General features: G+C 71.0%; 21 protein-coding genes, 1 pseudogene and 1 riboswitch. Of the genes and pseudogenes, 7 read left to right on the forward strand and 15 right to left on the reverse strand.

Annotation, left to right across the window (positions count from 1 at the left end):
- Positions 1-12: 12 nt before the first annotated feature.
- Complete coding sequence (locus tag ABDW61_RS19290; protein ID WP_343640988.1) at positions 13-3,099, reverse strand: hypothetical protein; 3,087 nt, start codon at positions 3,097-3,099, stop codon at positions 13-15.
- 196 nt (positions 3,100-3,295) lie between these two features.
- Here ABDW61_RS19290 and ABDW61_RS19295 point away from each other — a divergent pair, with 196 nt between their 5' ends.
- The 4 genes from ABDW61_RS19295 (at position 3,296) to ABDW61_RS19310 (ending at position 8,433) form a co-directional block, all read left to right on the forward strand.
- The gene (locus ABDW61_RS19295) at positions 3,296-4,705 is read left to right on the forward strand and encodes a pectate lyase (protein ID WP_343640990.1); all 1,410 of its coding nucleotides are present in this window, start codon (positions 3,296-3,298) and stop codon (positions 4,703-4,705) included.
- A gap of 195 nt (positions 4,706-4,900) precedes the next feature.
- Positions 4,901-5,719: an alpha/beta fold hydrolase gene (locus ABDW61_RS19300; protein ID WP_343640991.1), complete on the forward strand. Its 819-nt coding sequence runs from the start codon at positions 4,901-4,903 to the stop codon at positions 5,717-5,719.
- A gap of 141 nt (positions 5,720-5,860) precedes the next feature.
- On the forward strand, positions 5,861-6,811 hold the full coding sequence (locus tag ABDW61_RS19305; RefSeq protein WP_343640993.1) for a LysR substrate-binding domain-containing protein: 951 nt from the start codon (positions 5,861-5,863) through the stop codon (positions 6,809-6,811).
- An 80-nt stretch (positions 6,812-6,891) separates the two neighbouring features.
- Positions 6,892-8,433: a catalase gene (locus ABDW61_RS19310; RefSeq protein WP_343640994.1), complete on the forward strand. Its 1,542-nt coding sequence runs from the start codon at positions 6,892-6,894 to the stop codon at positions 8,431-8,433.
- A 31-nt stretch (positions 8,434-8,464) separates the two neighbouring features.
- Here the strand turns inward: ABDW61_RS19310 and ABDW61_RS19315 are convergent, their stop codons facing one another.
- Positions 8,465-9,289, reverse strand: coding sequence for a hypothetical protein (locus tag ABDW61_RS19315; RefSeq protein WP_343640995.1), 825 nt, complete (start codon positions 9,287-9,289; stop codon positions 8,465-8,467).
- A gap of 401 nt (positions 9,290-9,690) precedes the next feature.
- On the opposite strand from ABDW61_RS19315, the gene ABDW61_RS19320 reads away from it, so the two are divergent.
- Positions 9,691-10,785, forward strand: a complete 1,095-nt coding sequence (locus ABDW61_RS19320) for a DUF4382 domain-containing protein (protein ID WP_343640996.1) — start codon at positions 9,691-9,693, stop codon at positions 10,783-10,785.
- Between the two features lie 143 nt (positions 10,786-10,928).
- Positions 10,929-12,305, forward strand: a pseudogene (locus tag ABDW61_RS19325) (methyl-accepting chemotaxis protein); the annotation flags it as partial.
- Positions 12,306-12,333: 28 nt separating this feature from the next.
- On the opposite strand, the gene ABDW61_RS19330 reads toward ABDW61_RS19325, so the two are convergent.
- Positions 12,334-14,025, reverse strand: a complete 1,692-nt coding sequence (locus tag ABDW61_RS19330) for a HAMP domain-containing sensor histidine kinase (protein WP_343640997.1) — start codon at positions 14,023-14,025, stop codon at positions 12,334-12,336.
- Positions 14,022-14,723, reverse strand: a complete 702-nt coding sequence (locus tag ABDW61_RS19335; protein WP_343640998.1) for a response regulator — start codon at positions 14,721-14,723, stop codon at positions 14,022-14,024. The genes ABDW61_RS19330 and ABDW61_RS19335 overlap by 4 nt, the downstream gene beginning before the upstream one ends.
- A 220-nt stretch (positions 14,724-14,943) precedes the next feature.
- Between ABDW61_RS19335 and ABDW61_RS19340 the strand changes: the two genes are divergently transcribed.
- Positions 14,944-16,143, forward strand: coding sequence for a nitronate monooxygenase family protein (locus ABDW61_RS19340; protein WP_343641027.1), 1,200 nt, complete (start codon positions 14,944-14,946; stop codon positions 16,141-16,143).
- Positions 16,144-16,223: 80 nt separating this feature from the next.
- Here ABDW61_RS19340 and nusB read toward each other — a convergent pair whose 3' ends face one another.
- The 11 genes from nusB to ABDW61_RS19395 form a co-directional block, all read right to left on the reverse strand.
- A complete protein-coding gene (gene nusB / locus ABDW61_RS19345) occupies positions 16,224-16,733 on the reverse strand; it encodes a transcription antitermination factor NusB (RefSeq protein WP_343640999.1) in 510 nt (169 codons plus the stop codon).
- Positions 16,730-17,194 (reverse strand): 6,7-dimethyl-8-ribityllumazine synthase, encoded by a 465-nt coding sequence (ribH, locus tag ABDW61_RS19350; protein ID WP_343641000.1) that lies wholly within the window; start codon positions 17,192-17,194, stop codon positions 16,730-16,732. Before ribH ends, nusB begins: the two co-directional genes overlap by 4 nt.
- A gap of 13 nt (positions 17,195-17,207) precedes the next feature.
- Positions 17,208-18,314, reverse strand: a complete 1,107-nt coding sequence (ribBA, locus tag ABDW61_RS19355) for a bifunctional 3,4-dihydroxy-2-butanone-4-phosphate synthase/GTP cyclohydrolase II (RefSeq protein ID WP_343641001.1) — start codon at positions 18,312-18,314, stop codon at positions 17,208-17,210.
- A 26-nt stretch (positions 18,315-18,340) separates the two neighbouring features.
- The gene (ribD, locus tag ABDW61_RS19360; RefSeq protein WP_343641002.1) at positions 18,341-19,996 is read right to left on the reverse strand and encodes a bifunctional diaminohydroxyphosphoribosylaminopyrimidine deaminase/5-amino-6-(5-phosphoribosylamino)uracil reductase RibD; all 1,656 of its coding nucleotides are present in this window, start codon (positions 19,994-19,996) and stop codon (positions 18,341-18,343) included.
- Positions 19,993-21,072: a pilus assembly PilX N-terminal domain-containing protein gene (locus ABDW61_RS19365; RefSeq protein WP_343641003.1), complete on the reverse strand. Its 1,080-nt coding sequence runs from the start codon at positions 21,070-21,072 to the stop codon at positions 19,993-19,995. The genes ribD and ABDW61_RS19365 overlap by 4 nt, the downstream gene beginning before the upstream one ends.
- 8 nt (positions 21,073-21,080) lie before the next feature.
- Positions 21,081-21,737 (reverse strand): prepilin-type N-terminal cleavage/methylation domain-containing protein, encoded by a 657-nt coding sequence (locus ABDW61_RS19370; protein WP_343641004.1) that lies wholly within the window; start codon positions 21,735-21,737, stop codon positions 21,081-21,083.
- Between the two features lie 11 nt (positions 21,738-21,748).
- Positions 21,749-22,129: a type IV pilin protein gene (locus ABDW61_RS19375; RefSeq protein WP_343641006.1), complete on the reverse strand. Its 381-nt coding sequence runs from the start codon at positions 22,127-22,129 to the stop codon at positions 21,749-21,751.
- A gap of 35 nt (positions 22,130-22,164) precedes the next feature.
- Positions 22,165-22,797 (reverse strand): GspH/FimT family pseudopilin, encoded by a 633-nt coding sequence (locus tag ABDW61_RS19380; protein WP_343641008.1) that lies wholly within the window; start codon positions 22,795-22,797, stop codon positions 22,165-22,167.
- Positions 22,798-22,951: 154 nt separating this feature from the next.
- Positions 22,952-23,395 (reverse strand): transcriptional regulator NrdR, encoded by a 444-nt coding sequence (gene nrdR / locus ABDW61_RS19385; protein ID WP_343641010.1) that lies wholly within the window; start codon positions 23,393-23,395, stop codon positions 22,952-22,954.
- Between the two features lie 16 nt (positions 23,396-23,411).
- A complete protein-coding gene (glyA, locus tag ABDW61_RS19390) occupies positions 23,412-24,662 on the reverse strand; it encodes a serine hydroxymethyltransferase (protein WP_343641011.1) in 1,251 nt (416 codons plus the stop codon).
- Between the two features lie 90 nt (positions 24,663-24,752).
- Positions 24,753-24,900, reverse strand: a riboswitch (ZMP/ZTP riboswitch).
- A gap of 149 nt (positions 24,901-25,049) precedes the next feature.
- A complete protein-coding gene (locus ABDW61_RS19395) occupies positions 25,050-25,901 on the reverse strand; it encodes a transglycosylase SLT domain-containing protein (RefSeq protein ID WP_343641012.1) in 852 nt (283 codons plus the stop codon).
- Positions 25,902-26,159: the final 258 nt, after the last annotated feature.

Raw genomic sequence — 26,159 nt, forward strand, 5'->3', positions numbered from 1 at the left:
GGGCGCGATCGCTCAGCGCGCCGGCACGTCGACTCGCGCGTCGATGTGCGACGCTTCGGCCGCGGTCACGCTGCCCAGTTGCACGACGAGGTCCAGCCCGTGCGTGCGCTGTGCCATGTTGCGCTCGTACGAGCGCATCGAGTACGGCCGCAGCGCCGCCGGATCGCGCCACTGGGCCTCGATCGCGCGTTCCAGCGCGGCCGCTTCGGCCGGCATGCCGCCCGGCTGGCGCTCGCACAGCGCGAGCGCGGAGCGCAGCGCACCGTCGCGCAGCCGCATCTCCGTGCCGACCACCATCCGCGCCGCGGCGCTGTGGTGGGGGCTGGCATGACGCTGGATATCGGCGACCAACTGCTCCAACCGCTGCCGATCCGCGCCGGCCGCGACCCAGTCGCCGAGCTGCGGCGTCACGCGCTCGGCGAATGCCTTGAGATCCTGATACTCGGTCTCGACGAAGGACAGTGGATGCAGACGGCCGTCCTCGTAGACGGCCTCGCGGCGATCGAAGACACCGCCCAGGATGCGTTCCGCGCCGATGCCGGCCTGCAGCGCGCCCATCGTGAGGTCGGCCTTGCCGGCATCGCCGACCGACCCGGCCACGGTCTGCGACGCGCCGAGCGAGGCCCGCAGCGCGACACCAGCGCGGGTGGCATGGCCGTCGATGCGGCGCTCGACGCGCATCGCGCCGCTGGCGTCGCCGTAGCGGCGCGTGACATCGCGTTGCGTCTCGACGTAGCCCCCCGCGCTGGCGGTCGCCTTGAGCCGCCATTTGCCCAGCGACCCGGTGACGTCCGCGCCGAGGCCATGCCGGCGGCGTCCGTCGCCCGCGTCGCCGATGCGGTTGATGGTCATATCCGGAAATTCCTGCAGCAGCTGGCGCAGCAGCGGCGGGTCACCGGGGTGGCGGGCAGCGCCCCCGGCGCCGTGGTCGATGAGCCGGTCGACCAGGCGCGAGAACTCCTCGCGCAGTTCGGGCACGGGCCGGCCAACGCGCGGCAGGCGCAGCGACAGTCCCTGCAGCGTGGACCCGTCGAGGCCCAGGAGCAGCGCATCCACGTTGCCGCCGACCTTGAACGCCCCCAGGTCCGGCCCCACGCTCCCGCCCAGCCCCAACTGGCCGATGGTCTGGCGCTGCGTCCCGAGCACGATCTCCATGTCGTAGGGCGGCATGGCGATCTCGAAGACGGCATGCCGGGCCCGTTGCACGCGGGCATCGACGCGGCCGCGCACGAACAGCGCCGTGGCCACCGCGCTGATCGACGCCGTGATCTGGCGCAGCCCGACGCCCGCGATGCCGCCGCCAGTCAGCCGCAACCGCGACGAGCCCTCGAGGTTGGCGACGATGTCCTTGAGCGCGGCCCGCAGCGTCTCGCGATCGACCGCCTTCATGCGGGTGTCGCGGCCGTTGGCCTCGTCCTCGGCGCGCGCGAGCGCGGCCGATGCGCTCAGGAGCAGGGACGCGGAGGCGGCCGCGCCGGGCGCGCCGGCCGTGTCCGAACGCGCGTCGGCCAGCCAGCCGGCCATCGCCGTGGCGTCCAGGCGCAGCGTCGCGAGTGCCTTGAGCTCGGGCAACTCGCCCAGGCGGCGGGCGAGGGCGCTCAGCACCGGCGGGTCCGCCGCGGCGGCCTCGGACAGCATCAGCCGGGCCAGGCGTTCGGCGATCGCCGTGCGTGCATCGGCGCCGAAGCCCGCGCGCTCGAACGAGGGACCGGTCTCCTCCAGGCAATGCGACAGGACCGCGGCGCGCAACAGGTGGCCCGGCACCGCGGCCGGACCGGCCGAGCGGCCCGCCGGCAGGTTCGGCAGCGCGTTGCGCAGCGCGGTGGCCGCTTCGGTCAGCGCTTGCTCGCGGCGCTGGCGATGACGCGCGGCCGGCCCGCGTTCCACGCCTTGCGTGCCGTGCCGCAGCGCGCGGAACGGCGTCTTGCCGATCAGCGGATTGCGCAGCCCCAGGCCGCCGCGCGGCGCGGCGCGGTCGATCCAGCGGCCCATCTTCATCAGCCGGGCGTCGAGCGCCGCGAACAGCGTGCCGGGACCGGTGTCATGCAGGTCGTTGCGCACCGCCGCGAGCGCCCATTGATGCGGCCTTGCGGCCTCCACGTCGCCCGCCATCCGCGCCGCGGCACAGAACAGCGCTTCGCCGGTGAGCGTCCGCAGCGAGGCCGGATCACGCAGCAGCGCCGTCGGATCGCCGTGATGACCGAGCTCGCGCGGTGCGCCCTCGGAGGCCTTGAGCAGCAAAGCGAAATCGCGCCGCCGAGCCGGATCGACCGGCCGCGCCGTGACCGCCATCAGCACGTCCATGCCGGCCGGCGTGCCGCCCAGCGCGGAGGAGGTGCGCCATGCGGCTTGGCGGGCGGCCTGCTCGTCGGCGGCCGCGTGCTCGATCAGCATCGGCCCCCAGCCGAGCCGGTTGTTGCGCAGCCCGTCCTGGCGCCGGCGGCGTCCGACGTCGGTGAGCCGGCCGGGACTGCCCAGCAGCGCGGCGGACGGCGACGGCGACGCGGACAACAGCGGCGAGGCCGCCGGCGTCCGGTTCGCCCCGGACTGCCAGGCGGCGATCAGCTCGGCCTCGGCGTCGAGCGCGGCCAGCGAGTCCAGGGCATCCAGCGCCAGACGCGCGTCGCCGTCGCATGCCGCGGCCAGCGACTGCGTCAGCAGCACCAGCGGCGCGGAGGGCAGCTCGGGGGTGGGCGGCACGCCGGACAGATCCAGCCGCGACAGTCGGCCGGTCAGCTGAGCCAGGTCCTCCGGCGCCGAGGCGCCGCGCGCGAACAAGGCCGCGGTCAGCGAGGCCGCATCCGGCCGCTCGGCGCGCATCGCGTCCAGCAGCACCGCGCCGGTGGGCGCGGCGCGCGACGGCTGGTCTGGCGCGGACGCGGTGGCCGCGGCGCTGGCGCCGGCATCGACCGCCTGGGAGGCCGGCAGAGCGGCGCGCGGCGCCGCCGGGGCGCCGGGCTGCGGCCGCGCCGGCGGCATGTCCAGCGGCCGGATGGCCGTGCTGGGCAAGAGCGGCGTGCGCTGCTCCTGCGACCAGGGTGTGTCGACGTTGACACGGGAGATGCCGAGATGGCGCGCGATTCGGGTGGTGAAGGACATGCACTGCTCCTTCGCCAGGATCGTGGCGGGCCGCCATGACGGCTGGCCGTGCGCTCGCGAAAGTCCGGTGGCCGCGGCGAAGGGCCAAGACGGCTTCGTCTCCCCGGACAACGGTTCGGCGGCGGTCAACGAACACCCAGATCCGCTGCCGAGAGTGACGGGTCTCTTCTCCCATGCCTTCGCCAAGGAGCCGCTCATGAGCGCCATCGATCCGATCTCGTCCCTCAACGGCAGTGGCCCGCGCCTGTCGCCGATGCAGCAGCTGTACCAGCAGCAGCTCAACGCGGACCCTCAGCCGGCGACCCCGTCCAACGCCATCGCCCCGCTCATGACGCTGCTGGTCCAGCAGATCATCGCGATGCTGGTGCAGCAGCTCCTGCAGTCGCTGCAGGCCCAGCAAGGGCAGCAGGGCATGCCTGGCGGGGGAGGGGGTGGCGCAGGCGGCATGGGCGGCGGCGCAGGCGGGAGCCCAGGCGGGGGCATGGGCGGAGGCATGGGCGGAGGCCTCGGCGGCGGAGCAGCGAATCCATTCGCGGGCGGTGGCGGTCCGGGAGGTGCGGGAGGCAATTCCTTCGGTCCTGGCAGCAGCCTCGGTGGCTCGGGGAGCGGGATCCCCGGAAGCGGTGGCCCTGGCGATATGCCCCCAGCGCCAGCGCCCGTGCCCGCGCCGCCGGCTTCTGCTCCGAGCCCAAGCCCAAGCCCGAGCCCGAGCCCGAGCCCGAGCCCTGCGCCTGTTCCGGCACCGGCTCATGGCCATCACCGCCATCACCACCATCACGCGGCGGCGCCGGCGACAACCGATCCGCTGCTCGATTCCGCGCTCGCGCCTGCACCCGCGCCCTCGGTGGGCGCGCCCGGCAAGCCCGACGGTTCGAGCGCGGTGTCCACGAGTTCGCCAGCGACCTCGGTGCTCCCGCCCCACCGTGGCGAAGTGGTGGTCAACAAGCCCATCGTGGTCGGGCCCGGCGAGACCTTCGACGGCAAGGGCCAGTTGTTCACCGCCGGGCCGGGGCTCAACGGCAACTCGGCCGAGACCTACCAGCCGGTCTTCGTCCTCGGTCCGGGTGCGACGCTCAAGAACGTGCAGTTCCAGGGCGGCGATGGCGTGCACCTGCTGGGCGACGCCAAGATCGACAACGTGCATGCGGTGCACGGCGGTCCGGACGACATGATCACCATCGACGGCCCCGGCAACCGGGCGCACGACGCGCAACTGGCGGGGATCTCTCCCGACAGCATCCCTGGCAACCGTCCCGCGGAGGTCGAGATCAGGAACTCCTCGTTCCGGCACTCGCATGACAAGGCGATCCAGGTCAACGGCGACGCCAACGTGAAGCTCAGCGGCGTCTACGCCCAGGACGTCGGCCAATTGCTGGTGACGCTGGGCGGCCAGCCGATCAAGGCGAACGTGTCGATCGACGACTCGCAGTTCAGCGGTGTGCGCTCGCACCTGGTGAGGCTGGACGACCGCGACTCGACGCTGCGGATCGGCTCGAACGTCAGCACCGACACCGGCCGCCTGCAAGTCATGATGGGCACGCCGGCCAACGCCGAGGGCGCGACGGTGGTGATGCCGTCGTCCAGCCCGGCGGGCGGCAACGACTGACCCCGAGGGAGTCGCCTCGGCGGCCGCCCGACGTTCGAGGCGCAGGTCCGGCATCGGCGTCGGCCCGCGCCTGAGGAGCCGCAGACGCGTTCCTGATCGAGGCACACTCACCGCCCAGTGGCCGCCTGGACCGGAGCGCCTTGTCTCTCCCGTTCCTTCGCCGTCACACCCGGTTCCCTTCACTTCACCCACACCATGCCCGTCATCGACATCGCCGGCCGCTCCTTGCATTACCAGGACCGCGGGACCGGATTTCCGATCCTGCTCGGACACAGCTACCTCTGGGACTCCGCCATGTGGGCGCCGCAGATGGAAGCGCTCTCGCGCACGCATCGCGTCATCGCGCCCGACCTCTGGGGCCATGGGCGCTCCGACGCGCCGCCTGCGGGCACGCGCACGCTGGGCGACCTGGCCGCGCACGCGGGCCTGCTGCTCGATGCGCTGGACGTCCGTGAATGCGCGGTGGCGGGCCTGTCGGTCGGCGGCATGTGGGGCGCGGAACTCGCGCTGCGCGAGCCCGCCCGCGTGCGCGCGCTCGTCATGATGGATACCTACCTCGGCGCCGAGCCGGAGGCGACCCGCGCGCGCTACTTCCAGATGCTCGACACCATCGAGTCGCTGGGCAAGTTCCCCGCGCCCATCCTCGACGCCGTCGTGCCGCTGTTCTTCCGCAGTGGCGCGGACCTGAGCGGCCCCTTGCCGACGGCTTTCCGCCGCGCGCTGGAGGGCTTCTCCGCCGCGCAGTTGCGCGAGGCCGTCGTGCCGCTGGGACGCCTGATCTTCGGCCGTCCCGAGGCGGTGCAGCGCCTTTCGGCGCTGAACGCCGGACGCACGCTGCTGATGTGCGGCGCGCTGGACATCCCCCGCCCGGCGGCCGAGACCGCCCGGATGGCCGAGGCCATCGGCTGCGAACAGGTGATCGTTCCCGACGCGGGTCACATCTCGAATCTCGAGAACCCTGACTTCGTGACCGAGACACTGACGGCCTGGCTGGCTCGCCAGATCGCCCGCTGAGCGAATCGGCCAGACGCAGCAGAGGACGGGCCTTGCCGTCCATTCGATTGCGCATATCGCGTTCATAGCGACGTTTTCGCGTGGGCCGCGAGTTCGGCGTTCCGGCTTGGATACCCTCGCCGCAAGCTCAAGGAACACGCCATGACATTGCGGGAGTTGCGCTATCTGGTGGCGCTCGTGGAGCATCGGCATTTCGGCCAGGCGGCCGAAGCCTGCTGCGTGACCCAATCGACGCTGAGCCTGCAGCTGCGCAAGCTGGAGGACTATCTCGGCGTCACGCTGATCGATCGCGGCGGCCGCCGCCCGGTGCCCACGTCCATGGGCGAGGTGATCGCCGAGCGCGCCGCGCGGCTGCTCGGCCTGGCCGACGAGATCCTGCTGCTCACGCGCCAGCGGCGCGGTCCGCTCGAGGGCGCCTTCAACATCGGCGTCATTCCGTCGCTGGCGCCGTACTACCTGCCGTGGATGTTGCCCCAGCTGTCGCGGCAGTATCCGCGCCTGCATCTGGTCCTGGTCGAGGACACCACCCGCCGGCTCGAGGAGAAGCTCGACGAGCAGCAGATCGATGCCGCCGTGGTCGCGCTGCCCGCCTTCCGGCGTTCCGACGTGATCGAGCAAGCGCTCTTCGACGAGCCCTTCTTCGTCGCCTGTCCGCCGGGGACGGAAGGACTTCCCGACGGGCCCATCGATGCCGCGCGGCTCGCGCATCTCCAGCTGTTGCTGCTCACCGAGGGCCACTGCCTGCGCGGCCAGGCGCTCGCCATCTGCGAGCAGCGGGGCATCGCGCCGGACCAGGCCTCGGACTGCCGCGCCACCAGCCTCGAGACGCTGCGCCAACTGGTGTCTGCGGGCCTGGGCTATACGTTCCTGCCGGCCCTCGCCGCGCGCGCGGAAGAGGGCGCGTCGCGGCTGATCGTGCGGCCTTCCGCCGGCGGCGAATCACGCCGCATCGGCTTGGCCTGGCGCGCCGGACATCCACGCCGCGAGGAGCTGGCCAGCCTCGCGGCCAGTCTGCAGATGCCGCTGCCCGAGGGCGTGCGGGCGCTGGCGGCCTCGCCCGGCCGGGCGCTGATCGATGACATCAATCGCTGATTCAGAAAGCTTCAATTGAACGGGCAGGGGAGCGTCACTACGCTCGCGCATCCCTGCATTGCTCAAGGAGGACTGATCCCATGACGCTTTCGATCACCCGCCGGCTGCCGCTGGCCACCCTGGGTCTGGCGACCCTGCTGTCCGCGCCGGCCGTGGCCTGGTGCCAGACCCCCTTGACCCGCGACAACGGCGCGCCGGTCGGCGACAACCAGAACTCGCAGACCGCCGGGCCGAACGGCCCCGTGCTGCTCCAGGACGTGCAGCTGATCCAGAAGCTGCAGCGCTTCGACCGCGAGCGCGTGCCCGAGCGTGTCGTGCATGCGCGCGGCACCGGCGCCCATGGCGAGTTCGTCGCCTCGGCCGATCTCTCCGCCGTGACCCGCGCCAAGGTCTTCGTGCCGGGCACGCGCACGCCGGTCTTCGTCCGCTTCTCCACGGTGATCCACGGCAACCATTCGCCCGAGACCCTGCGCGATCCGCGCGGCTTCGCGACGAAGTTCTACACCGCCGAGGGCAACTGGGACCTGGTGGGCAACAACCTGCCGGTCTTCTTCATCCGCGACGCGATCAAGTTCCCGGACATGGTCCACAGCCTCAAGCCGAGTCCGGACACCAACGTCCAGGATCCCAATCGCTTCTTCGACTTCTTCTCGCATGTGCCGGAGGCGACGCACATGCTGACCCGGGTGTACTCGGACCAGGGCACGCCGGCCAGCTACCGCACCATGGACGGCAATGGCGTCCATGCCTACAAGTTCGTCAATGCGCAGGGCGGCATCACCTACGTCAAGTTCCACTGGAAGAGCCTGCAGGGCCTGAAGAACCTGACGGCGCGCGAGGCCTCGGAAGTCCAGGGCCGCAGCTTCAATCACGCCTCCGAGGACCTGATCCAGGCCATCAACGCCGGCAACTTCCCGAAGTGGGACCTCTACGTCCAGCTGCTCAAGCCCGAGCAGCTCGGCGCCTTCGACTTCGATCCGCTGGACGCGACCAAGATCTGGCCCGGCGTGCCCGAGACCAAGGTGGGCACGCTGACGCTGAACCGCAATCCCGCTAACGTCTTCCAGGAGACCGAGCAGGCCGCGTTCGCGCCGGGCAACCTGGTGCCGGGCATCGAGCCCTCGGAAGACCGTCTGCTGCAGGGCCGCGTCTTCAGCTACAACGACACACAGCTCCATCGCATCGGCGCCAACGCCTATCAACTGCCGATCAACGCGCCCAAGGCGGTGGTGAACAACAACAACCAGGATGGCGCGCTCAATGGCGGAGCCCGCGTCGGCAAGGTGAACTACGAGCCGTCGCGCCTGGAGCCCAAGCCGCAGGACGCGTCGCTGCGCTACAGCAGCCTGCCGCTGAGCGGCACGACGCAGCAGCAGCGCATCGCCAAGACGCAGAACTTCCGGCAGGCCGGGGACTTCTACCGCTCGCTGTCCAGCCAGGAGCAGGCCAACCTCGTCGCCAACCTGGCCGGGGACCTGGGCCAGGTGAAGGATGAGACGACGAAGTACACGATGCTCTCGTTCTTCCAGAAAGCCGATAGCCAGTACGGCGCGGCGATCGCCAAGGCGCTGAACGCCGACGCGCAGCGCGTCAGGGAGCTCGCCGCCGCACTGGCCGACTGAGGACTAGCGGCCGTCGGACGCTGACCCGCCGTCAGCGTCCGCGCGCGGTCAGGAAGCGCTGCAGCGCCTCCTCTCGATAGCGGGCCACCGTGCCCTGGCGCTTCATCGCGCGCAGCGTCTCGGACAGCGCCGGCACGATCGCCTCGTGCCGGCGATGCAGATAGGCATGTCCGGTCGTGGATTCGACGACCTTCAGCAGCCGCGGTGCGACGCCGGCGCGCAGTTCCGCGCTCGCATCGCCGAACGAGAGATAGTCGTCGACGGCCTCCCGCACGTCGAAATAGAGCGCGGTGCGCTTGAGCTGAAGCCGGCGTATCCCTTGCTCGATGGTCGCGACGGTCGACACGTGCCGGGGAGCGACCTCGCGCTCCAGCAAGGCGGCCAGTTCAAGAATGCCGCGGCGATGCTCGCAGTCCAGCGCGTTCGACCGTACCGCCGGCCATCCCGGGAACTCGGTCAGGCCGGCATCTCCCGCGGCGTAGACGGCGAACTCGACAGTGTTGTTCGGTTCAGGCACGCGCACGAGCGATGGATAAAGCTGGCCGTAGCCCCAGGTGCGGCCGAGCTCGCCATCCGCGTCGCCGGACTCGATCGCCAGCGGTGCGCGGCCGGCGGGGAGGTCCAGGAATTCGAACGTCACCCCGAGCGCGGCCAGCGCCTCGCGGTAGACCGCGATGAGCCACTGGGTCCGCGGGTCGTCGCGCCGGCGCGAGAAGGTGAATCGCAGCACACGGGGCCGCGCGGCGGCCGGCGCGGCGCGCACCGGCGTCAGCGCCGAAAGCGCTGAGAGCGGCGAGAGCGCTGAGAGCGCGCGCAGGCACTGCCGTCGATCCAGGCATCGCGTGTTGCCGTTCATGAATCAGCTCGGCGCCGAGACGCCTTTCAGCAGGACTCCCTGGGCGGCACGCCAGGCTCTGCGGCGGTCGTGCGTCCTTGGGGCAATGTAGTCGAAAGGCCGCGGCTTCAGAAAGGCGCGCCGCGCCGCCATCCTCGGAGCCGCGCGGCCGCGTGGCCGTTGCAACTGGTGATGATTGATTGAACTTCAGCAGCTATCCGAAGCGCTGCGCCAGGCGTACGCTTTTCGGGCCGGTCGCACGGGGTCCTCTTTTCCGGCAATGACGACCGGCAAAGGAAACCATCATGAAGTTCCATCGCTCCTTTTCCCCTCGCATTTCCGCTTCAGTTGCCGCGGCCCTTTCGGCCGCGCTCCTCGCGCTCCTGTCCGCCTGCGGCGGCGGGGGCGGCAGCGGCGACGCCATGGCCAGCGCCAATGGCACGCTCGCGCTCTCGCTCACCGACGCGCCCGCCTGCGGGTACGACCATGTGAACGTCGCGATCCAGAAAATCCGCGTCAACCAGAGCGCCACCGCCAGCGACACCGATGCGGGCTGGACCGACCTCAGCTTCTCGACGCCCCGGCGCGTCGATCTGCTGAGCCTGACCAACGGCGTGCTGGCCTCGCTCGGTCAGATCCCGCTGCAGGCCGGGCACTACACGCAGCTGCGCCTGGTGCTGGCGCCCAATGACGGCGCGAACCCGCTGCTGAATTCCGTCGTGCCGACGGGCGGCACCGAAGTCGCGCTCGACACGCCGAGCGCGGCGCAGTCCGGCCTCAAGCTCAATGCCGACATCACGATCGCCGCTGATCAGTTGGCGGACTTCGTGCTCGACTTCGATGCCTGCAAGTCGGTCGTGACGGCCGGCAACTCCGGCAAGTTCCTGCTCAAGCCCGTCGTGCGTGTCGTGCCGAACCTGATCTCCGGCGTGAGCGGCTACGTGGACCCGTCGCTGGCCAACGGCAACACGATGGTGTCCGTGCAGCAGGGCGGCGTGGTGATCAAGGCCACGGCGCCTGACGCCACCGGGAAGTTCCTGCTGCAGCCGGTCGCTCCGGGCAGCTACGACCTGGTGATCACCGCGCCCGGCCGCGCCGCCGACGTGGTCACCGGCCTGACGGTGACCGCATCGACGGTGACGCTGCTCAACGCCGCCAGCGCGCCCGTGACGCTGGGCAGCTCGCTGAGCGCCACGGCCACGGGCGCCGTGAGCACGGGTGCCACGCCCGTCGATGCCAGCGTGCGCGCGGTGCAGACCCTGGCCAACGGCGACAAGGTCGAGATCCTGGCCCAGGGCGTCGACTCGGCCACCGGCGTCTACAGCCTGACGCTGCCGGTCGCCTCGCCGATGGTCGCGGCCTACGTGGCGCCGCAGGGCGCGCTGAACTTTGGCGCCGACGTGGCGGCCACGGCGAAGTACGGCCTCGAGGCCAGTACCGCCAGCAGCGTCAAGACCGCGGGTCCCATCACCTTCGCGGCAGGCGCGACCACCACGACCAATTTCAGCTTCCCCTGACGGCGTGACGGGCTCGGCGGCCCTGCGCCGCCGGGCGCCGCCGGGCGCCAGTTTTGCCCGCGAGCCTCCATCGGCCGGAAAGAATCGGCCGCAGGGAGACGCTCATGCGCGATGACGACGCCGCCGTGCGCCGCCAGCGCCGGATGACGCTGGGCCGCAGGCTCGGGCTGTCCTTTGGCGCGATGGTGATGCTGACCGCCTTGCTGGGCCTGTTCGGCATGAACCGGATGGACCGCATCAACGACCGCACCGAAGCCATCGCCACGCGCTGGCTGCCGGCGGTGCGCATGCTCGGTGACATGCGCTCGCTGGCCAACCAGCTGCGCCGTGCCGAATCCGAGCACATCCTCAACAGCGGCCAGGCCGACATGTCCGCCGTCGAGGCCCGGCTGGCCGACCTGCGGCAGAAGCTGACGGCGCTGGAGCGGGCCTATGACCCGCTGGTCGAGCATCCGGACGAGGACCGGCTCTTCGCCGACTACCAGCAACTGCGCGACCGCTACTTCGCCGAAACGGAGCGCCTGCTGCCGATGTCGCGCGCCGGCGCCGGCCGCTTCGAGGAGGCCCGGGCGCAATTCCTCGGCCCGTCGCGACAGGCCTTCAACGCGTGGGTCGAGCAGATCGGCAAGCTGGTCGAGTTCAACAACCGCGGTTCCGACGCGGCCGCCGGCGATGCGGCCGCCACCTATCGCAGCGGCAGCATCGCGGTGGGCGCGGTGATGGCGGCCGCGGTGCTCGGCGGCATCCTGCTCAGCGCCCTGATCGTGCGCGGCGTGCGGCGCCAGATCGGCGGCGAGCCGGCCGACGCCGTGGAGCTGGCGCAGCGCGTGGCGGACGGCGACCTGACGCTGGACATCCACGTCGACCCGCGCGACACGGGCAGCGTGCTGGCCGGACTGCGGCGCATGCAGGACCGGCTCGGCGAGATCGTCGCCACGGTGCGCGGCAACGCCGAAGGCGTGGCGACGGCGTCCGCGCAGATCGCGCAGGGCAACGCGGACCTGAGCAGCCGCACCGAGCAGCAGGCCAGCGCGCTGCAGCAGACCGCCTCGTCGATGGAACAACTCGGCGCCACCGTGCGCCACAACGCCGACAACGCGCGCCAGGCCAGCCAGCTTGCGCAGAGCGCGTCGACCGTGGCGGGCGAGGGCGGCGGCGCGGTCGGCGAGGTGGTCTCGACGATGGCCGAGATCGACGAGTCCGCGCGCCGGATCGCCGACATCATCGGCACGATCGACAGCATCGCTTTCCAGACCAACATCCTGGCGCTCAACGCGTCGGTGGAGGCGGCCCGCGCCGGCGAGCAGGGCCGCGGCTTCGCCGTCGTGGCCGAGGAAGTGCGCACGCTGGCGCAGCGCAGCGCGCAGGCCGCGCGCGAGATCAAGGGCCTCATCGGCACCAGCAGCGAGCGCGTGGAACGCGGCTCCGGCCAGGTGGCGCGCGCCGGCCAGACCATGTCCGCGATCGTGCAGTCGATCCAGCGCGTGACCGACATCATGAGCGAGATCAGCGCCGCCTCCCAGCAGCAGAGCCAGGGTGTCCTGCAGATCAGCGAGGCGGTGTCGCAGATGGATCGGGCGACGCAGCAGAATGCGGCGCTGGTGGAGCAGAGCGCCGCGGCGGCGGAGAGCCTGCGCTCGCAGGCGCAGCGGCTGGTGCAGGCGGTGGCGGTGTTCCGTCTGCCGCCGTCCCCGAACCGCCGCGCGTGAGGCCCTGGCCGTACAGCGGCAGCTGGACCACGACACGCAGCCCGGGGCCCGCGCCGGGCGTCGTCAGGCGGACCTGGCCGTGGTGGCGCTCCACCACCGACTTCACGATCGCCAGGCCCAGCCCGCTGCCGCTCTGCGCCTGGTCGGGGCTGCGGAAGAAGCGATCGAAGACGCGTGCATGCAGCGGCTCCGGGATGCCGGGACCCTGGTCGTCGACGTACAGCGTCGCGCGCCCGGCGCGGCTGGACAGCCGCACGACGACCTCGCCGCCGGCCGGGCTGTACTTGATCGCGTTGTCGACGAGGTTGTCGACCATCGACACCAGGCTCTCGCGCTCGGCGAAGACCGGCTGCGGCCCCGGCGAGACCAACTCCAGCGTCACGCCGCGCAGATCGGCCAGCGTCTCCAGCAGCGCCAGGCGATCCTGGATCAGCTCTTCCAGATCGAGCACCGCGTAGGCGTCCTGGCTCTTCTCCGCGTCGCTGCGCATCAGCTGCAGCAACTGGCTCACCAGCCGCGCGGCGCGCTCGTTGCTGCGCAGCAGGCTGCCCATCAACGCGCGCTCGCGCGGATCGGTGGCCTGGTCCTTCAGCGCCTCGACGTTGACGCGGATCGCGGCCAGCGGGGTGCGCAGCTCGTGGGCCGCATCGGCGATCAGGCTGCGCTCGCGGTCCGCGCTCTCGCGCACGCGCTGCAGCAGCGTGTCGATGGCCTGCGCCAGCGGCTTGAGCTCCTGGTGCCGCGACTGGAAGCGCAGCGGCGCCAGGTCGTTCCAGCCGCGGGACGCGACTTCGTCGCTGACCTCCCGCCACGGGCGCAGCGCGACGCGCACGGTGAGCCAGGCCGGCAGCACCAGGAAAGGCAGGCTCACCAGCAGCGGCAGCAGGTAGTAGCCATGGTCGTGGATGGTCAGGACCATCTGCCAGAGGCCGGGCGCCATCATCGTCACGCGCACGTCGGAATGCCGCGAGCGCGAGGTCTTGACCAGCCACCGGCGCCCATCCGGCCCCGTCAGCTTTTCCAGCACGCCGGGCGCGGAATTGCGCAGCAGCGGGACCTCCTCCGAACTGCGGTAGATCAGCGTCTCGCCCTGCCAGACCAGCAGGCTGGGCGAGAGCGCGGCCTCGGCGTCCTCGTCCTCCTTGTCCTGCGCCGTGGCGCGGCCCTGGGCGCGGCGCTCCGCGCGGTCGCTCTGCTCGCTGCGCACCGCGCGGTCCATCGCCAGCAGCGCCGCGTGCTGGCGCGACGGCTGGTCGCGCAGGCTTTCGGTGACTTCGATGAAGGCGTTGTGGATGGAGCCGCTTTCGATCAGCTCGTTGCGCATGCTGGACTCGTACAGCACCCACGCGAAGAGCAGCGTCCACAGCAGCACCAGCACCGCCATCTGCGCCACGACCAGCCGCCGCGCGAGCGAGGGGAAAGCCACCAGCGACCACAGGCGCCCAAGCCGCCGTGCCGCGGCCTTCGCGGCTTTCGCGGCCGTCATCGCGAGCCTGCCGATCCCCGCGATCCTGGCATTCATGACGTTCATGGCGCGCCGTCCAGCGTGCTGTCGGCGGACTCCTCGCGCTGCCGCGCGTCGATCACGTAGCCGATGCCGCGCACCGTGCGCACGTAGCCCTTGCCGATCTTGCGCCGCAGGTTGGACATGTGCACGTCCAGCGCGTTGCTCTCATTGGTCGGCCCGCCGGGCAGCACCTGCTGCTCCAGCGCCCGCCGCGTGACCACGCGGCCCATGCGCTTGAGCAGCAGCGCGAGCAGGTCGAATTCGCAGCGCGACAGCTCGACCTCGCGTCCGTTCACCGTGACGGAGCGGGTCGCCTCGTCCAGCGCCAGGCCGCGCAGCGTCAGCTGGTCCTCCTCGAAGCCATAGCTGCGCCGTGCCAGCGCCCGGACCCGCGAGAGCAGTTCCGCCAGCGCGAAGGGCTTGACCAGGTAGTCGTCGGCGCCGCCGTCCAGGCCGCGCAACCGGTCCTGGAGGCGGTCGCGCGCGCTGAGGATCAGCACCGGCAGGTTCTTGCGGTGGCGGCGCAGGCGCCCGAGCAGCTCCAAGCCGTCGCCATCGGGCAGACCCAGGTCGAGCAGCACCATGTCGAAGGTGTTGGCGTCCAGGCTGCTCGCGGCGTCGGACAGGCGGCGCACCCACACCACCTCCATGCTCTGGTCCGACAGCGCGATGCGCACGCCGTTGCCCAGCTCCAGATCGTCTTCCAGCAGCAGAACCTTCATCGCCCTCCACCCATCCCGCGCTCGTCGTCGCGCGCCTGCCGTCGCCCGTGGGACCGGAGTGTCCACGCGTGGCAGGCGGCAGGTTAACGAAGTCTTCATGAAGAGGCTGCGGTCATCCCGGCCCGCCGGCAACGCCTTTGCTTGAGCGGCGTCAAGGCGCAACGGCGCGCGAGCAGCCACCATCCGGGCTTTCGTCTTCCCCGGAATCCCGACCATGACCATGCCTTCGCTCCTCGACCGCGTCCGTGCCGCCGGATTGCGCCCCCTGCGCCTCGCCGGCCGCGAACTGCTGCCCATCGTCCAGGGCGGCATGGGGGTGGGCGTCTCCGCGCATCGGCTGGCGGGCAGCGTCGCGGGGCAGGGGGCCTGGGGCACGATCGCGTCGGTGGACCTGCGCCGGCACCACCCCGACCTGATGGCCCGCAGCGAATCGATGCGCGACGGCGACGAGAAGAAGGCCGTGATCGAACAGGCCAACCAGGAGGCGCTGGCGCGCGAGATCGAGGCGGCCCGCCGGCTCTCCGAAGGGCGCGGCCTGCTGGCCGTCAATGTGATGCGCGCGGTGAGCGATTACGCGGCCTCGGTGCGGACGGCGCTCGAGTCCGGCATCGACGCGCTGGTGGTGGGCGCGGGACTGCCGCTGGACCTGCCCGAGCTCGCGCAGGACCATCCGCGCACGGCCCTGATCCCCATCCTGTCCGAGGCCCGTGGCGTGACGCTGCTGTGGAAGAAATGGGAGCGCCGCCAGCGCCTGCCAGCCGCCGTGGTCATCGAGCATCCCGGCCATGCGGGCGGGCATCTCGGCGCGGCGCGGGTGGCAGATGTCGCTGATGGCCGTTTCGATTTCGAGACCGTGTTGCCGGCGGTGCGGCGTTTCCTGCGCGATGCCGGTGTCGAGGGCCAGGTGCCGCTGATCGCGGCCGGCGGCGTGCGGCGCTGCGAGGACATCCAGCGCCTGCAGTCGCTGGGCGCCGATGCGGTGCAGCTCGGCACCCCCTTCGTCGCCACCGAGGAGTGCGACGCCCATCCGTCGTTCAAGCGGGTGCTGGCCCAGGCGCGCGAGGAGGACCTGGTCGAGTTCTGCAGCGTCGCGGGTCTTCCCGCACGGGCGGTGATGACGCCCTGGCTGAGGAAGTACCTGGGCGCGGAGGCGCGGCTGCAGTCCGTGGCGCAGCTCAAGAAGCGCTGCACCATGGCCTTCGATTGCTTGAGCCAGTGCGGCTTGCGCGATGGCCTGAAGGACTGGGGGCAGTTCTGCATCGATCAGCGGCTGGCCGCGGCGCTGCGCGGCGAGACCGCGAAGGGCCTGTTCTTCCGCGGCCGCGGCGCGCTGCCGTTCGGCGACCAGATCACCAGCGTGAGGCAGTTGATGGAGCGCCTGCTGACGCCCGGCGTTCCGCTCGGCACGCCGGCGGCCTGAAGCGCCCGCCAAATGAGCAAGGGCCCGCGGACGGATCGTCCCGGGCCCTTGAAGCTTGCGGCGCCTGAAGCGCCACCGACTCAACCGCGGGCGGCCTTGACCTCGACCGGACGCAGGTCGATCGCCGCGCGATCGAGCACGCCATTGACGTACTTGTGCCCGTCGGTGCCGCCAAAGGACTTGGCCAGTTCGACGGCCTCGTTGATCGCGACCTTGTACGGGATGTCGATGCAGTTCTTCAGCTCATAGGCGCCGATCATCAGGATCGCGTGCTCGATCGGCGACAGCTCGGTCGTCTTGCGGTCGGCGTGGCGCGCCAGCACCGCGTCCAGATCCGCCGCTTCCTCGATCGCGCCGTTGAACAGCTTGTCGTAGTGGCCGCGGTCGGCCTTCTCGAAGCCGTCCTGCTCGCGCGTGTGCGCATCGATCACACCGATGTCGTCGCCCGTCACCAGCCATTGATAGATGCCCTGCAGCGCGTGCTCGCGCGAGCGGCGGCGGGCCGACTTGGCCGGCGCCTTCTTCGCGGCGGTCTTCGCGGCGGGCTTGCCGCCGTTCTTGCCGGGGGAGGGGGTGTCCTTGCTATTCACTTGAGTTCTTTCAGCAGCTGCGCCATCTCGACGGCGACGGTTCCGGCATCGCGGCCCTTGTCCTCGGCCCGCGCCCAGGCCTGTTCCTCGTTCTCCACCGTCAGGATCGCGTTGGCGATCGGCAGCCGGTGATCGAGCGTCAGGCGCGTCACGCCCGCGCCGCTCTCGTTGGCGACCAGTTCGAAGTGGTAGGTCTCGCCGCGGATGATGCAGCCCAGCGCCACCAGCGCGTCGAAGCGTCCGCTGGCCGCCATGGCCTGCAGCGCCACCGGCACCTCCAATGCGCCGGGCACGGTCACGTGGCGGATGTCCGCCTCCTGCACGCCGAGGCGGCCCAGCTCGGCCAGGCAGGCCTTGGCCAGCGCCGTGGTCAGCGCGTCGTTGAAGCGAGCCTGGACGATGCCGACGCGCAGTCCGCGTCCATCCAGCCGGGTCGATTGACCCTTGTCAGATCCTTGCATGCCGTCCTCGGGTTCAGCAGTCGTTGGGGGTGGCCTGCGCGGCCTGGAAGCCCGTCACCTCGAGCCCGTAGCCCGTCATGCTGGGCATGCGGCGCGGGCTGCCGAGCAGCTTCATCCGGTGCACGCCGAGCTCGCGCAGGATCTGCGCGCCGACGCCGTAGGTGCGCAGGTCCATGGTCTGGCGGGGTTCTTCCGCCGACGCAGGCTGCAGGCGGGCCAGCAGCGCATCGGCGTCTTCGCCGCAGTTCAACAGCACGGCGACGCCGGCGCCCTCGCGCTGGATGGCCGCCAGCGCCTGCGGCAGCGGCCAGCTGTGGCCGCAGCGGCCGGCATCCAGCAGGTCCATCGCCGAGAAGGGCTCATGCACCCGCACCAGCACGTCCTGGTCCTTCTGCCACTGGCCCAGCGCCAGCGCCATGTGCACGTTGTTGGAGCGGTCGCGGAACACGTGGCACTCGAAGCGGCCTTCGCGCGTCTCCAGCGGGCGCTGCGCGATGCGCTGGATGATCGACTCGTTGCGGCTGCGGTATTCGATCAGATCGGCGATGGTGCCGATTTTCAGGCCGTGCTCCTTGGCGAAGATCTCCAGGTCCGGCAGACGCGCCATCGTGCCGTCGTCGTTCATGATCTCGCAGATCACGCCGGCGGGCGTCAGGCCGGCCATGCGCGACAGGTCGCAGCCGGCCTCGGTATGGCCGGCGCGCATCAGCACGCCGCCATCCTGCGCCTGCAGCGGGAAGATGTGGCCCGGCTGGACCAGGTCCGACGCGACGGCGCCCTTGGCCACCGCGGCCTGGACGGTGCGCGCGCGATCAGCGGCGGAGATGCCGGTGGTGACCCCGGTGGCCGCCTCGATCGACACGGTGAAGGCCGTCCCGTGCTTGGTGCCGTTGCGGGTGGCCATCGGGGGCAGCTGCAGTTGCTCGCAGCGCTCGCGCGTCAGCGTCAGGCAGATCAGGCCGCGGCCATGCTTGGCCATGAAATTGATCGCCTCGGGCGTGACGTGATCGGCGGCGAGGACGAGGTCACCCTCGTTCTCGCGGTCTTCCTCGTCGACGAGGATGACCATGCGGCCGGCCGCCAGTTCGGCGACCAGCTCGGGAATCGGTGAAATAGGCATGGGCGCGATTGTAGGCGGGGGCTGGTTCAGTCGCTCGCGGCCGGTCTCAGGCGCAGACGGAGGTCGCCGCCCACGGCCTGGCTCTCGATCAGCCGCAAGCGCGGCGCCCCGTCCAGCGCCGTCAGCGACCCCAGGTCCACCATGCCGCGGCCGTCGCCCAGCAGCACCGGGGCCAGATAGATCAGCAGTTCATCGACCAGGCCGGTGCGCAGCAGCGAGCCGTTGAGCTTGTAGCCGGCCTCGATGTGCAGTTCGTTGATCTGGCGCTGCCCGAGGTCCCGGATCGCCGCGGCGAGGTCGACCTTGCCCCGCGCCGGTTCGGCGGCGGAGACCAGTTCGGCGCCGCGTGCCGCCAGGGCCGCGCCGCGCTCGCCCGGCTCCGGGAGTGCGTGATAGATCAGCAACTGCCCGGGCGGATCCAGCAGCCGGGCCGTTTCCGGAAGCTCCAGGCGGGAGTCGATCAGCACCCGGCGCGGCTGCAGCACGGTGTCGACGTCGCGGACGTCCAGACGCGGGTTGTCCTCGCGGGCGGTGCCGATGCCGGTGAGCACCGCCCCGGCCCGGCGGCGCCAGGCGTGGCCATCGCGGCGCGCCTCGGGCCCCGTGATCCACTGGCTGACACCGTTCGACAGAGCCGTGCGGCCATCCAGCGAGGCGGCGATCTTCATCCGCACGAACGGCCGGCCCTCGCGCATGCGGGTCAGGAAGCCGATGTTGAGTTCGCGCGCCTCGACCGCCGACGGGTGCTCGGGCGGCAGCACCTCGGCCACGATGCCCGCGGCCCGCATGCGCGCCAGTCCCTGGCCCGCGACCAGCGGATTCGGATCGCCCAGCGCGACCACCACCCGGCCCACGCCGGCCGCGATCAGCGCGTCGCAGCAGGGCGGCGTGCGGCCGTGATGGGCGCAGGGCTCCAGCGTGACGTAGGCCGTCGCGCCGCGCACGTCCTGGCCCCGTGCCTGGGCGTCCCGCAGCGCCATGACTTCCGCGTGCGCCTGCCCGGCCGCCTGGGTGTGGCCCTGTCCGAGGACCTGGTCCTGGCCGTCGACGAGGAGGCAGCCGACGCGCGGGTTGGGGTCGGTGAGGCCGACGGCCTCCTGCGCGAGCCGGACGGCCGCGGCCATCCAGTGATCGTCGCGGGAGCCGCGCGCGGAAGCGGGGAGCGGGGGACGGGCATCTTGCATGGCGCGCAGTCTAGCGGCCGCCTCCGGGCTCAGCAGCAGCAGGGCGGAGAGCGCTGGATCGGTGGTCGGCAGCAGACTGTCCAGCGCGAGCGACTGGGTCTGCCCGGTGCGATCGGTCCACTGCGCGCGCAACCGGGCTGGGCGCAGCGTGAGCGATGACAGGGCCTGCGCGTCGGCATCGGCGATGCCAAGTGCCTCCCTCGCCGTGGTCGACTGTCCGGAGACCTCGAATGCGGCCGACGGCCCTTCCCAGGTCAATGACGGCGGCTGGGCTTCGGGGCGCCAGCGCCAGCGTTCGAGTTCATTGCGCGCGAGGCGCAAGGCCTGGTCCTGCTGGCGGATCTCGTCCGCCGCCATCCGCAGCCGAGCCTGCAAGGACATGAGGGCCACCGTGCCGAGGCTCAGCAGCACGAGCGCCACCAGCGCCTCGACGATGCCAAACCCGCGGCCTTGGAGCCGAAGGCGCAGCGGCGAGCCCATAGTCGGTACGGCGGTCATCGCGTCGGCGTCCATCCGCCCGGAACTGGCAGGAAGCTGCCCATCTGGCGCTGGATCCGCATCAGGACCGCGCCATCGTGGATCACCTGGACGGAGCGGCCATGGCCGATGACGCCGTCGGTCACGACAGCGCCGCGCAGGGATGCCGCCAGTCCGGCCGGCGGGTGCCAGTTGATGCCGCCGCGGGCGTAGAGCAAGCCTTGCGGATGGCCGGGTGCGGACAGATCGAGCTGCCCATCGACGATCAGCACCAGCGGTTCACCGTTCAGCGCCGAGGCCGGCCAGCGCGACAAGCGCGCATCGCCGTCGAACCAGATGAGCCGGCGCCCCCTCGCCAGCGCCTGGGCCAGCGGATCGGCGCAATCGCCGGAGCAGCGCAGCCGTACCAACGCCGGTTGGCTGCGATAGCGGGCCGGCGGAATGCCGAACACGCGGATGAAGCTGCCCGGCCCTTCGACGCGAGCGGTCGCCGGTGGCGACCGCAGCGCGCTGAGCAGTGCCAGGTGCTGGGCCGACTCCGCCACGGCCACGGGGCCAGCCGACAGGTCGTCGCAATCCGGGCGCTGGTCGCTGCAGCCGCGGGCGATGAGCTTCACCTGGCCCGGCCAGCCAGCGTCGGCGAAACGCACGCTGAATCGGGCCCGCGCCGCAGCCCCAGGCGCCGCCGGGTCTCCGGCAGTCGCCGCCGGGCTGCCGGATGTCGCGCAGCGGCAGATCCAGCGCAACGGCTCCGCGTTCGAGCAGCCCGGCCCTCCCCCAGGTATCGCGTCGAAGGGAGCGCGGTAGTGCCCGTTCATGCTGATCTCGAGGAAGCGATCACGGAAATCGGAAGCGGGCAGAGCGCTCGAGCCTGACGCGGTGGCCGGGTGGCAGGCATCGTCGATCGCACCGCCATTGAGCATCGCGACCGCCCAGGCCAGCCCGGATTCGGCCGCCTCGAAGGCGACCGCCGCGCGGAAGTCATTGGCGGCCACGCGCTGCGCGGTCGTCAGTTGGCGTGTCGCCCAGGCGGCACCGAGCGCCAGCACGCCGAGCAACACCGCGCACATCGCCAAGGTGCTGACGCCTCGTTCCACGCGCCGCATCATGGACAGCCTCGCGACAAGAGGTCATTGGGCAAGCGGCTGGAGAGCGTCAGGCGGTGGCTGACCCGCCGGTCATGGGTGGCCTCCGCATCCACCGACAGCTCGACCAGCCGAGCGGTCAATCGGGGATCGCAGGCGTCTCCCAACCGATGGGGAAGCGAGCTGACTCGCGCATCGAACCGGGTGATCCGCATCACGGTCGGATCGGTCAGCGGCTGGTAGCGGCCCGCGATCCACTGGTCGATCCGTCCTTCGGCGAGGCGGAATCCCGATCCTTCACGCCCGCTGCTGCCTCCGCTGGGTGAACTGCCGTCGCGCGCATAGCTGTAGGTGAGGCGCGCGCCGGCCTCATCGACCGACAGATCCACATACGGATTCTCATCCGGCGTGATGGTCAGGTCATGCCAGACGCCGTCCTGGGTCCTGTCCCAGAACGCCGCGCGGCGGAGATCACGCTGCATGAGTTCGGCGGTCGCGCGCAGCTCCTGCTGCACCTGCAGTTCAAGCAGCAACCGATGGTGCTCGCCCAACTGCACGCCGGCCATCGCGAAGGCACCGGCCATCAGCGCGAGGCTGACGGCCAGCCCGATCATCAGCTCCACCAGCGTGACACCTCGGGCGGCGCGATACGCAAGCGGGCGAAGGCGGTGCTTCATGGCCTTGCTCCTCATTGCGGCCAGCAGGCCTGAGCCTGTTCGCCGCCCCGGGCGTCGGAGCCGGAGGTCTGGACGCTGCCGGCCTCGACCCGCAGGGTGAGCAACTGGCAGGGATGATCGCTGGTCTGGCTGCCTTGCGCGATCGCTTCCACCAGGTAGCGAGTCGCATCCGCCTGGACGATCCGCAACCGGTACAGCCCACTGCGCGTCGTGTTCGCCAGTGCCAGCTCTTCGAGGGTCGCGGCGTAGCGCGGCGAGCGGGACCGGAACCGTTCCTGCGCCAGTTGCACCGCATGCAGCGCATCGCGCGCCTCGGCGCGGCGCCCCTTCAGGATGTGCGCGCGGAAGCCGGGGAGCGACAGCGCGGCCAGCACCGCGAGGATGGCCAGCACGGCGACCACCTCGACCAATGAATAGCCCCGCGTCCTCATGCGCACCTCGGCAGGCGGCTGAGCGCGCTCTCGGTCGCGCAGCTGCGCACGCGGCCGGTGATGTGCACGACGTGGCGCACGGCACCGATGCCGGCCATCCGCACCTCCAGCGTGCCGCTGACGGACACCGTGCCTTGACGGCCGCTGAACAGCATCGAGGGGACGTTGGAGACCACCTCCGCCTGGCCCCGCGCCCGCTGCCAGCGCGCCTGCTTGATCGCCTGCGCGCCGGCGTCGCAGGCCGGAGGCGCGTCCAGCCGGCAGGCGCAGCCGCCGACTGGGCCCGTGTGCAGCACGTAGCAGCGGCCACTGCCGGCCAGTCCCGATTCGTCGCCGCCGAATCGCAGGATCACATTGCGCGCGCCCTGGATCGCCTCGCTGCGCGCGAGTTGCAGGTCCCCGAGCACGGCCTGCGCCAGATTGGCCAGGCGTTGACGCCAGAGCCAGTCCCGCAGGTCGGGCCCGGCCATCAGGGCCAGCAGCGCCACGATGGCGACGCTGACCAGCGCTTCGATCAGGCTGAAGCCGCGCGGCGTGGCGCGAAGCGCGCAGAGCGGCGGTGAGAGCGGCGGTGAGAGCGGCGGCGGTAGGAGCGGCGGTAGGAGCGAAGACGGAACGGAAGGTGACATGGCGGGTCTCCGGATGAGTTGCTGAGAACTCTAGGGAGACCGGCGCGATCGCGCTTCGCCTTCAGGAGGGGAAAAGCGGCCACCTGAAGGGGGCCAGCTTTTGGGGGAGAGATGTCCGAGGAGCGATCGCTCCGCGCGGATGCAGAGGACCCGATCAGATGTCCCTGATCAGTTGCCGGAACTCGTCGACGTCCTCGAACGACCGGTACACCGACGCGAAGCGCACGTAGGCGACCTTGTCGATGCGCTTGAGTTCGCGCATCACATGCTCGCCGAGCTTGGTCGACGGGATCTCGCGCGCGCCGCTGCTGAGCAGCTTCTCCTGGATGCGCTCCAGCGCCGCGTCGATCTGCTCGATGCTGACCGGCCGCTTGCGCAGCGCCAGCGTCATCGACGCGCGCAGCTTGCCCATGTCGAACTCGGCGCGCGTGCCGTCCTTCTTCACGACCATGGGCAGCGCGATTTCCGCGCGCTCATAGGTCGTGAAGCGCTTCTCGCAGGACTGGCAGCGCCGCCGCCGGCGCACCACGTCGCCCTCATCGGACTCCCGGGTCTCCGAGACTTGCGTGTCGCCGTGACCGCAGAAGGGGCAGCGCATGCGCCGTCGGCTCCGCTCAGCGGTAGACCGGGAACTGACGCGTCAGTTCGGCCACCTGCGCGCGCACCTTGGCCAGGTTGGCCTCGTCATGCGGGTTGTCCAGCACGTCGGCGATCAGATGCGCGGTCTTGCGGACCTGCTCCTCCTTGAAGCCGCGCGTGGTCATCGCCGGCGTGCCCAGGCGGATGCCGCTGGTCACCATGGGCTTCTGCGGGTCGTTCGGGATGCCGTTCTTGTTGCAGGTCATGTGGGCCGCGCCCAGGATGGCCTCGGCTTCCTTGCCGGTCAGGTTCTTCGGACGCAGGTCCACCAGCATCACGTGGCTGTCCGTGCCGCCGGAGACGATGCGCAGGCCGCGCTCGATCAGCGTCTGGGCCAGCACCTTCGCGTTCGCGGCGACCTGCTGCTGGTAGACCTTGAACTCCGGCGACAGCGCTTCCTTGAACGCCACCGCCTTGCCGGCGATCACGTGCATCAGCGGGCCGCCCTGGATGCCGGGGAAGATCGCCGAGTTGATCTTCTTGGCGATCGCCTCGTCGTTGGTCAGGATGATGCCGCCGCGCGGGCCGCGCAGGCTCTTGTGCGTCGTGGAGGTCACGACGTCGGCATGCGGCAGCGGGTTCGGGTAGACGCCCGCGGCGATCAGGCCGGCGTAGTGCGCCATGTCGACCATGAAGTAGGCGCCGATCTCCTTGGCAACCCTGCCGAAGCGCTCGAAATCGATGCGCAGCGAGTAGGCCGAGGCGCCCGCGATGATCAGCTTGGGCTTCTTCTCGCGCGCCAGGGCTTCCATGGCGTCGTAGTCGATCTCTTCCTTGGCGTCGAGACCGTAGCTGATGACGTTGAACCACTTGCCGCTCATGTTCAGCGACATGCCGTGCGTCAGGTGGCCGCCCTCGGCCAGGCTCATGCCCATGATGGTGTCGCCGGGCTGCAGCAGCGCGAAGAACACGCCCTGGTTGGCCTGCGAGCCGCTGTTGGGCTGCACGTTGGCGAACTCGGCGCCGTAGAGCTGCTTCAGGCGGTCGATCGCCAGTTGCTCGACGATGTCCACGTACTCGCAGCCGCCGTAATAGCGCTTGCCGGGATAGCCCTCGGCGTACTTGTTGGTCAGCTGGCTGCCCTGCGCCTCCATGACGGCCGGGGAGGTGTAGTTCTCCGAGGCGATCAGTTCGATGTGATCTTCCTGCCGCTTCGTTTCCTGCTGGATGGCGGCGAAGATCTCGGCGTCGACGGTGGCGAGGGTGTGTTGGGTGCGGTCAAACATGATGATGTCGGCTCAAGGGTTGGCGCCGCCCGTCCAGTCTCGCGAACGCGGGGTCGACGGCAGGGCGACCCGAACGGCGGAAACCGGAACGACGGCGGCCCAGGCGAACGGCACGGACAACCGGAGAAGACTCTCCGGCCGCTCGCGCTTCCCGGTGGTGACCCACCTCGGGCGACGCCTGCCGGGCGACAGCATGTCGTCGGTCAGGGCGCCCTGATCGCCAGTTGCGCGAAGCGTGCAGTGTAGCCGCACCGGAGAGGGGCACGGCGTGCGCCGTGACATTGTTCCGGGGACGGCGGCCGCGGCGCCAATGAAAAACGGGTTCCCAGGGGAACCCGTCGTGGAAGCAGTCCGCCGCGGTCCGCGCGCGGACGCGGCACGTGTCGGTCAGTGCATGGCGGCGGTCATCGCCACCTGTTCCCCGGTCGTCGCGGGCGCCGAGGCGGGCTCGCGGATCGGCCGCGGCGCCGACGGGCTGACGTTGCGGCCCTGCACAACGGCCTTGAGCAGTTCCTGCTCGGCCAGCACGCGGCCGGCGTAGCCGGTGTCGTCGGGCAGGTTGGCTGCGCCGACGTAGCGCCGCAGGCCTTCCTCCAGGCTGCCGGCGCGCTGGATGCATTCCTTGAGCACCTGCACGCCCACTCTCAGATTGGTGATGGGGTCGAACGCGGCCAGATTGCCGCCGAAGGCCTCGTACTTGTCGTCGTGGACGCGGGTCATGACCTGCATCAGGCCCTGGGCGCCGACGGCGCTCTGCGCGAAGGGGTTGAAGCCGGACTCGATGGCCATGATCGACAGGATCAGCGTGGGATCGACGCGGGCGCGCTGGCCGACATCCCAGGCTTCCTTGACCAGCCGGCTGACCGGCTCCGGCGCCACGCGGTAGCGGCGCGCCAGATAGTTCGCCACCAGCGCCTGCTGGCGCGTGAGTTCCTTGGGATCGACCGCGGTGGCGCGGGTGATCGCGTCAGGCTCGGCCATCAGGGCCAGGACGTCGCCCGAGGCCTCCACGCGCGCTTCGTGGCGGGCGTTGAGCCAGCCCAGCACCTGGCCTTCCAGCTGCTGGCGCAGATCCGCCTGGCTGGCGAAGACCAGTCCGACGGCGATCACGGCGAAGCCCACCAGGGCGAGCGTGTTGTGGCTGACGACCAGCAGACCCTGGCCGATGTCCTTGATGAACAGCACCAGGGCGGAGCGCGCCTGGCGGGGGAGGGATAGCAATTGAGAACGCGCTGTCATGCGACTCCTTTCTCCGACCACGTCCGTCCTCGCGGCGACCGGGGAGCTCCAGCGGAGTTCCTTCGTCGGGCGCGGGGCGGCGCGTGGCGATAATGGGCTGGTTCGGGCGTCGTCGACGGCTCGGAGGGCTCTCAGAGGGCTCCGGGCGCTTGGTGCGACGGACGGGCGATCCAGCGTCCATTGGCAGCGGACCGGCTTCGCGTCCCACAGCGAAGACCGGGATAACCCTGGGGGTCCAGGGCAGGGCGCGATTCTATG

The organism is Roseateles sp., from assembly GCF_039595595.1.
In the GTDB taxonomy this organism is placed as follows: Bacteria; Pseudomonadota; Gammaproteobacteria; order Burkholderiales; family Burkholderiaceae_C; genus Roseateles.

Excerpts from the sequence above, each read along its gene's own strand:
- ribD (WP_343641002.1), bottom strand. The coding sequence starts at position 19,996 with ATGACCGCCGTACCGACTATGGGCTCGCCGCTGCGCCTTCGGCTCCAA.
- ABDW61_RS19340 (WP_343641027.1), top strand. The coding sequence starts at position 14,944 with ATGCCTTCGCTCCTCGACCGCGTCCGTGCCGCCGGATTGCGCCCCCTG.
- ABDW61_RS19290 (WP_343640988.1), bottom strand. The coding sequence starts at position 3,099 with ATGTCCTTCACCACCCGAATCGCGCGCCATCTCGGCATCTCCCGTGTC.
- ABDW61_RS19320 (WP_343640996.1), top strand. The coding sequence starts at position 9,691 with ATGGCCAGCGCCAATGGCACGCTCGCGCTCTCGCTCACCGACGCGCCC.
- ribH (WP_343641000.1), bottom strand. The coding sequence starts at position 17,194 with ATGCAAGGATCTGACAAGGGTCAATCGACCCGGCTGGATGGACGCGGA.
- ABDW61_RS19315 (WP_343640995.1), bottom strand. The coding sequence starts at position 9,289 with ATGAACGGCAACACGCGATGCCTGGATCGACGGCAGTGCCTGCGCGCG.
- ABDW61_RS19370 (WP_343641004.1), bottom strand. The coding sequence starts at position 21,737 with ATGAAGCACCGCCTTCGCCCGCTTGCGTATCGCGCCGCCCGAGGTGTC.
- ABDW61_RS19395 (WP_343641012.1), bottom strand. The coding sequence starts at position 25,901 with ATGACAGCGCGTTCTCAATTGCTATCCCTCCCCCGCCAGGCGCGCTCC.
- ABDW61_RS19380 (WP_343641008.1), bottom strand. The coding sequence starts at position 22,797 with ATGTCACCTTCCGTTCCGTCTTCGCTCCTACCGCCGCTCCTACCGCCG.
- ABDW61_RS19300 (WP_343640991.1), top strand. The coding sequence starts at position 4,901 with ATGCCCGTCATCGACATCGCCGGCCGCTCCTTGCATTACCAGGACCGC.
- ABDW61_RS19295 (WP_343640990.1), top strand. The coding sequence starts at position 3,296 with ATGAGCGCCATCGATCCGATCTCGTCCCTCAACGGCAGTGGCCCGCGC.
- nrdR (WP_343641010.1), bottom strand. The coding sequence starts at position 23,395 with ATGCGCTGCCCCTTCTGCGGTCACGGCGACACGCAAGTCTCGGAGACC.
- ABDW61_RS19305 (WP_343640993.1), top strand. The coding sequence starts at position 5,861 with ATGACATTGCGGGAGTTGCGCTATCTGGTGGCGCTCGTGGAGCATCGG.
- ABDW61_RS19335 (WP_343640998.1), bottom strand. The coding sequence starts at position 14,723 with ATGAAGGTTCTGCTGCTGGAAGACGATCTGGAGCTGGGCAACGGCGTG.
- glyA (WP_343641011.1), bottom strand. The coding sequence starts at position 24,662 with ATGTTTGACCGCACCCAACACACCCTCGCCACCGTCGACGCCGAGATC.
- ABDW61_RS19330 (WP_343640997.1), bottom strand. The coding sequence starts at position 14,025 with ATGAACGTCATGAATGCCAGGATCGCGGGGATCGGCAGGCTCGCGATG.
- ABDW61_RS19310 (WP_343640994.1), top strand. The coding sequence starts at position 6,892 with ATGACGCTTTCGATCACCCGCCGGCTGCCGCTGGCCACCCTGGGTCTG.
- ribBA (WP_343641001.1), bottom strand. The coding sequence starts at position 18,314 with ATGCCTATTTCACCGATTCCCGAGCTGGTCGCCGAACTGGCGGCCGGC.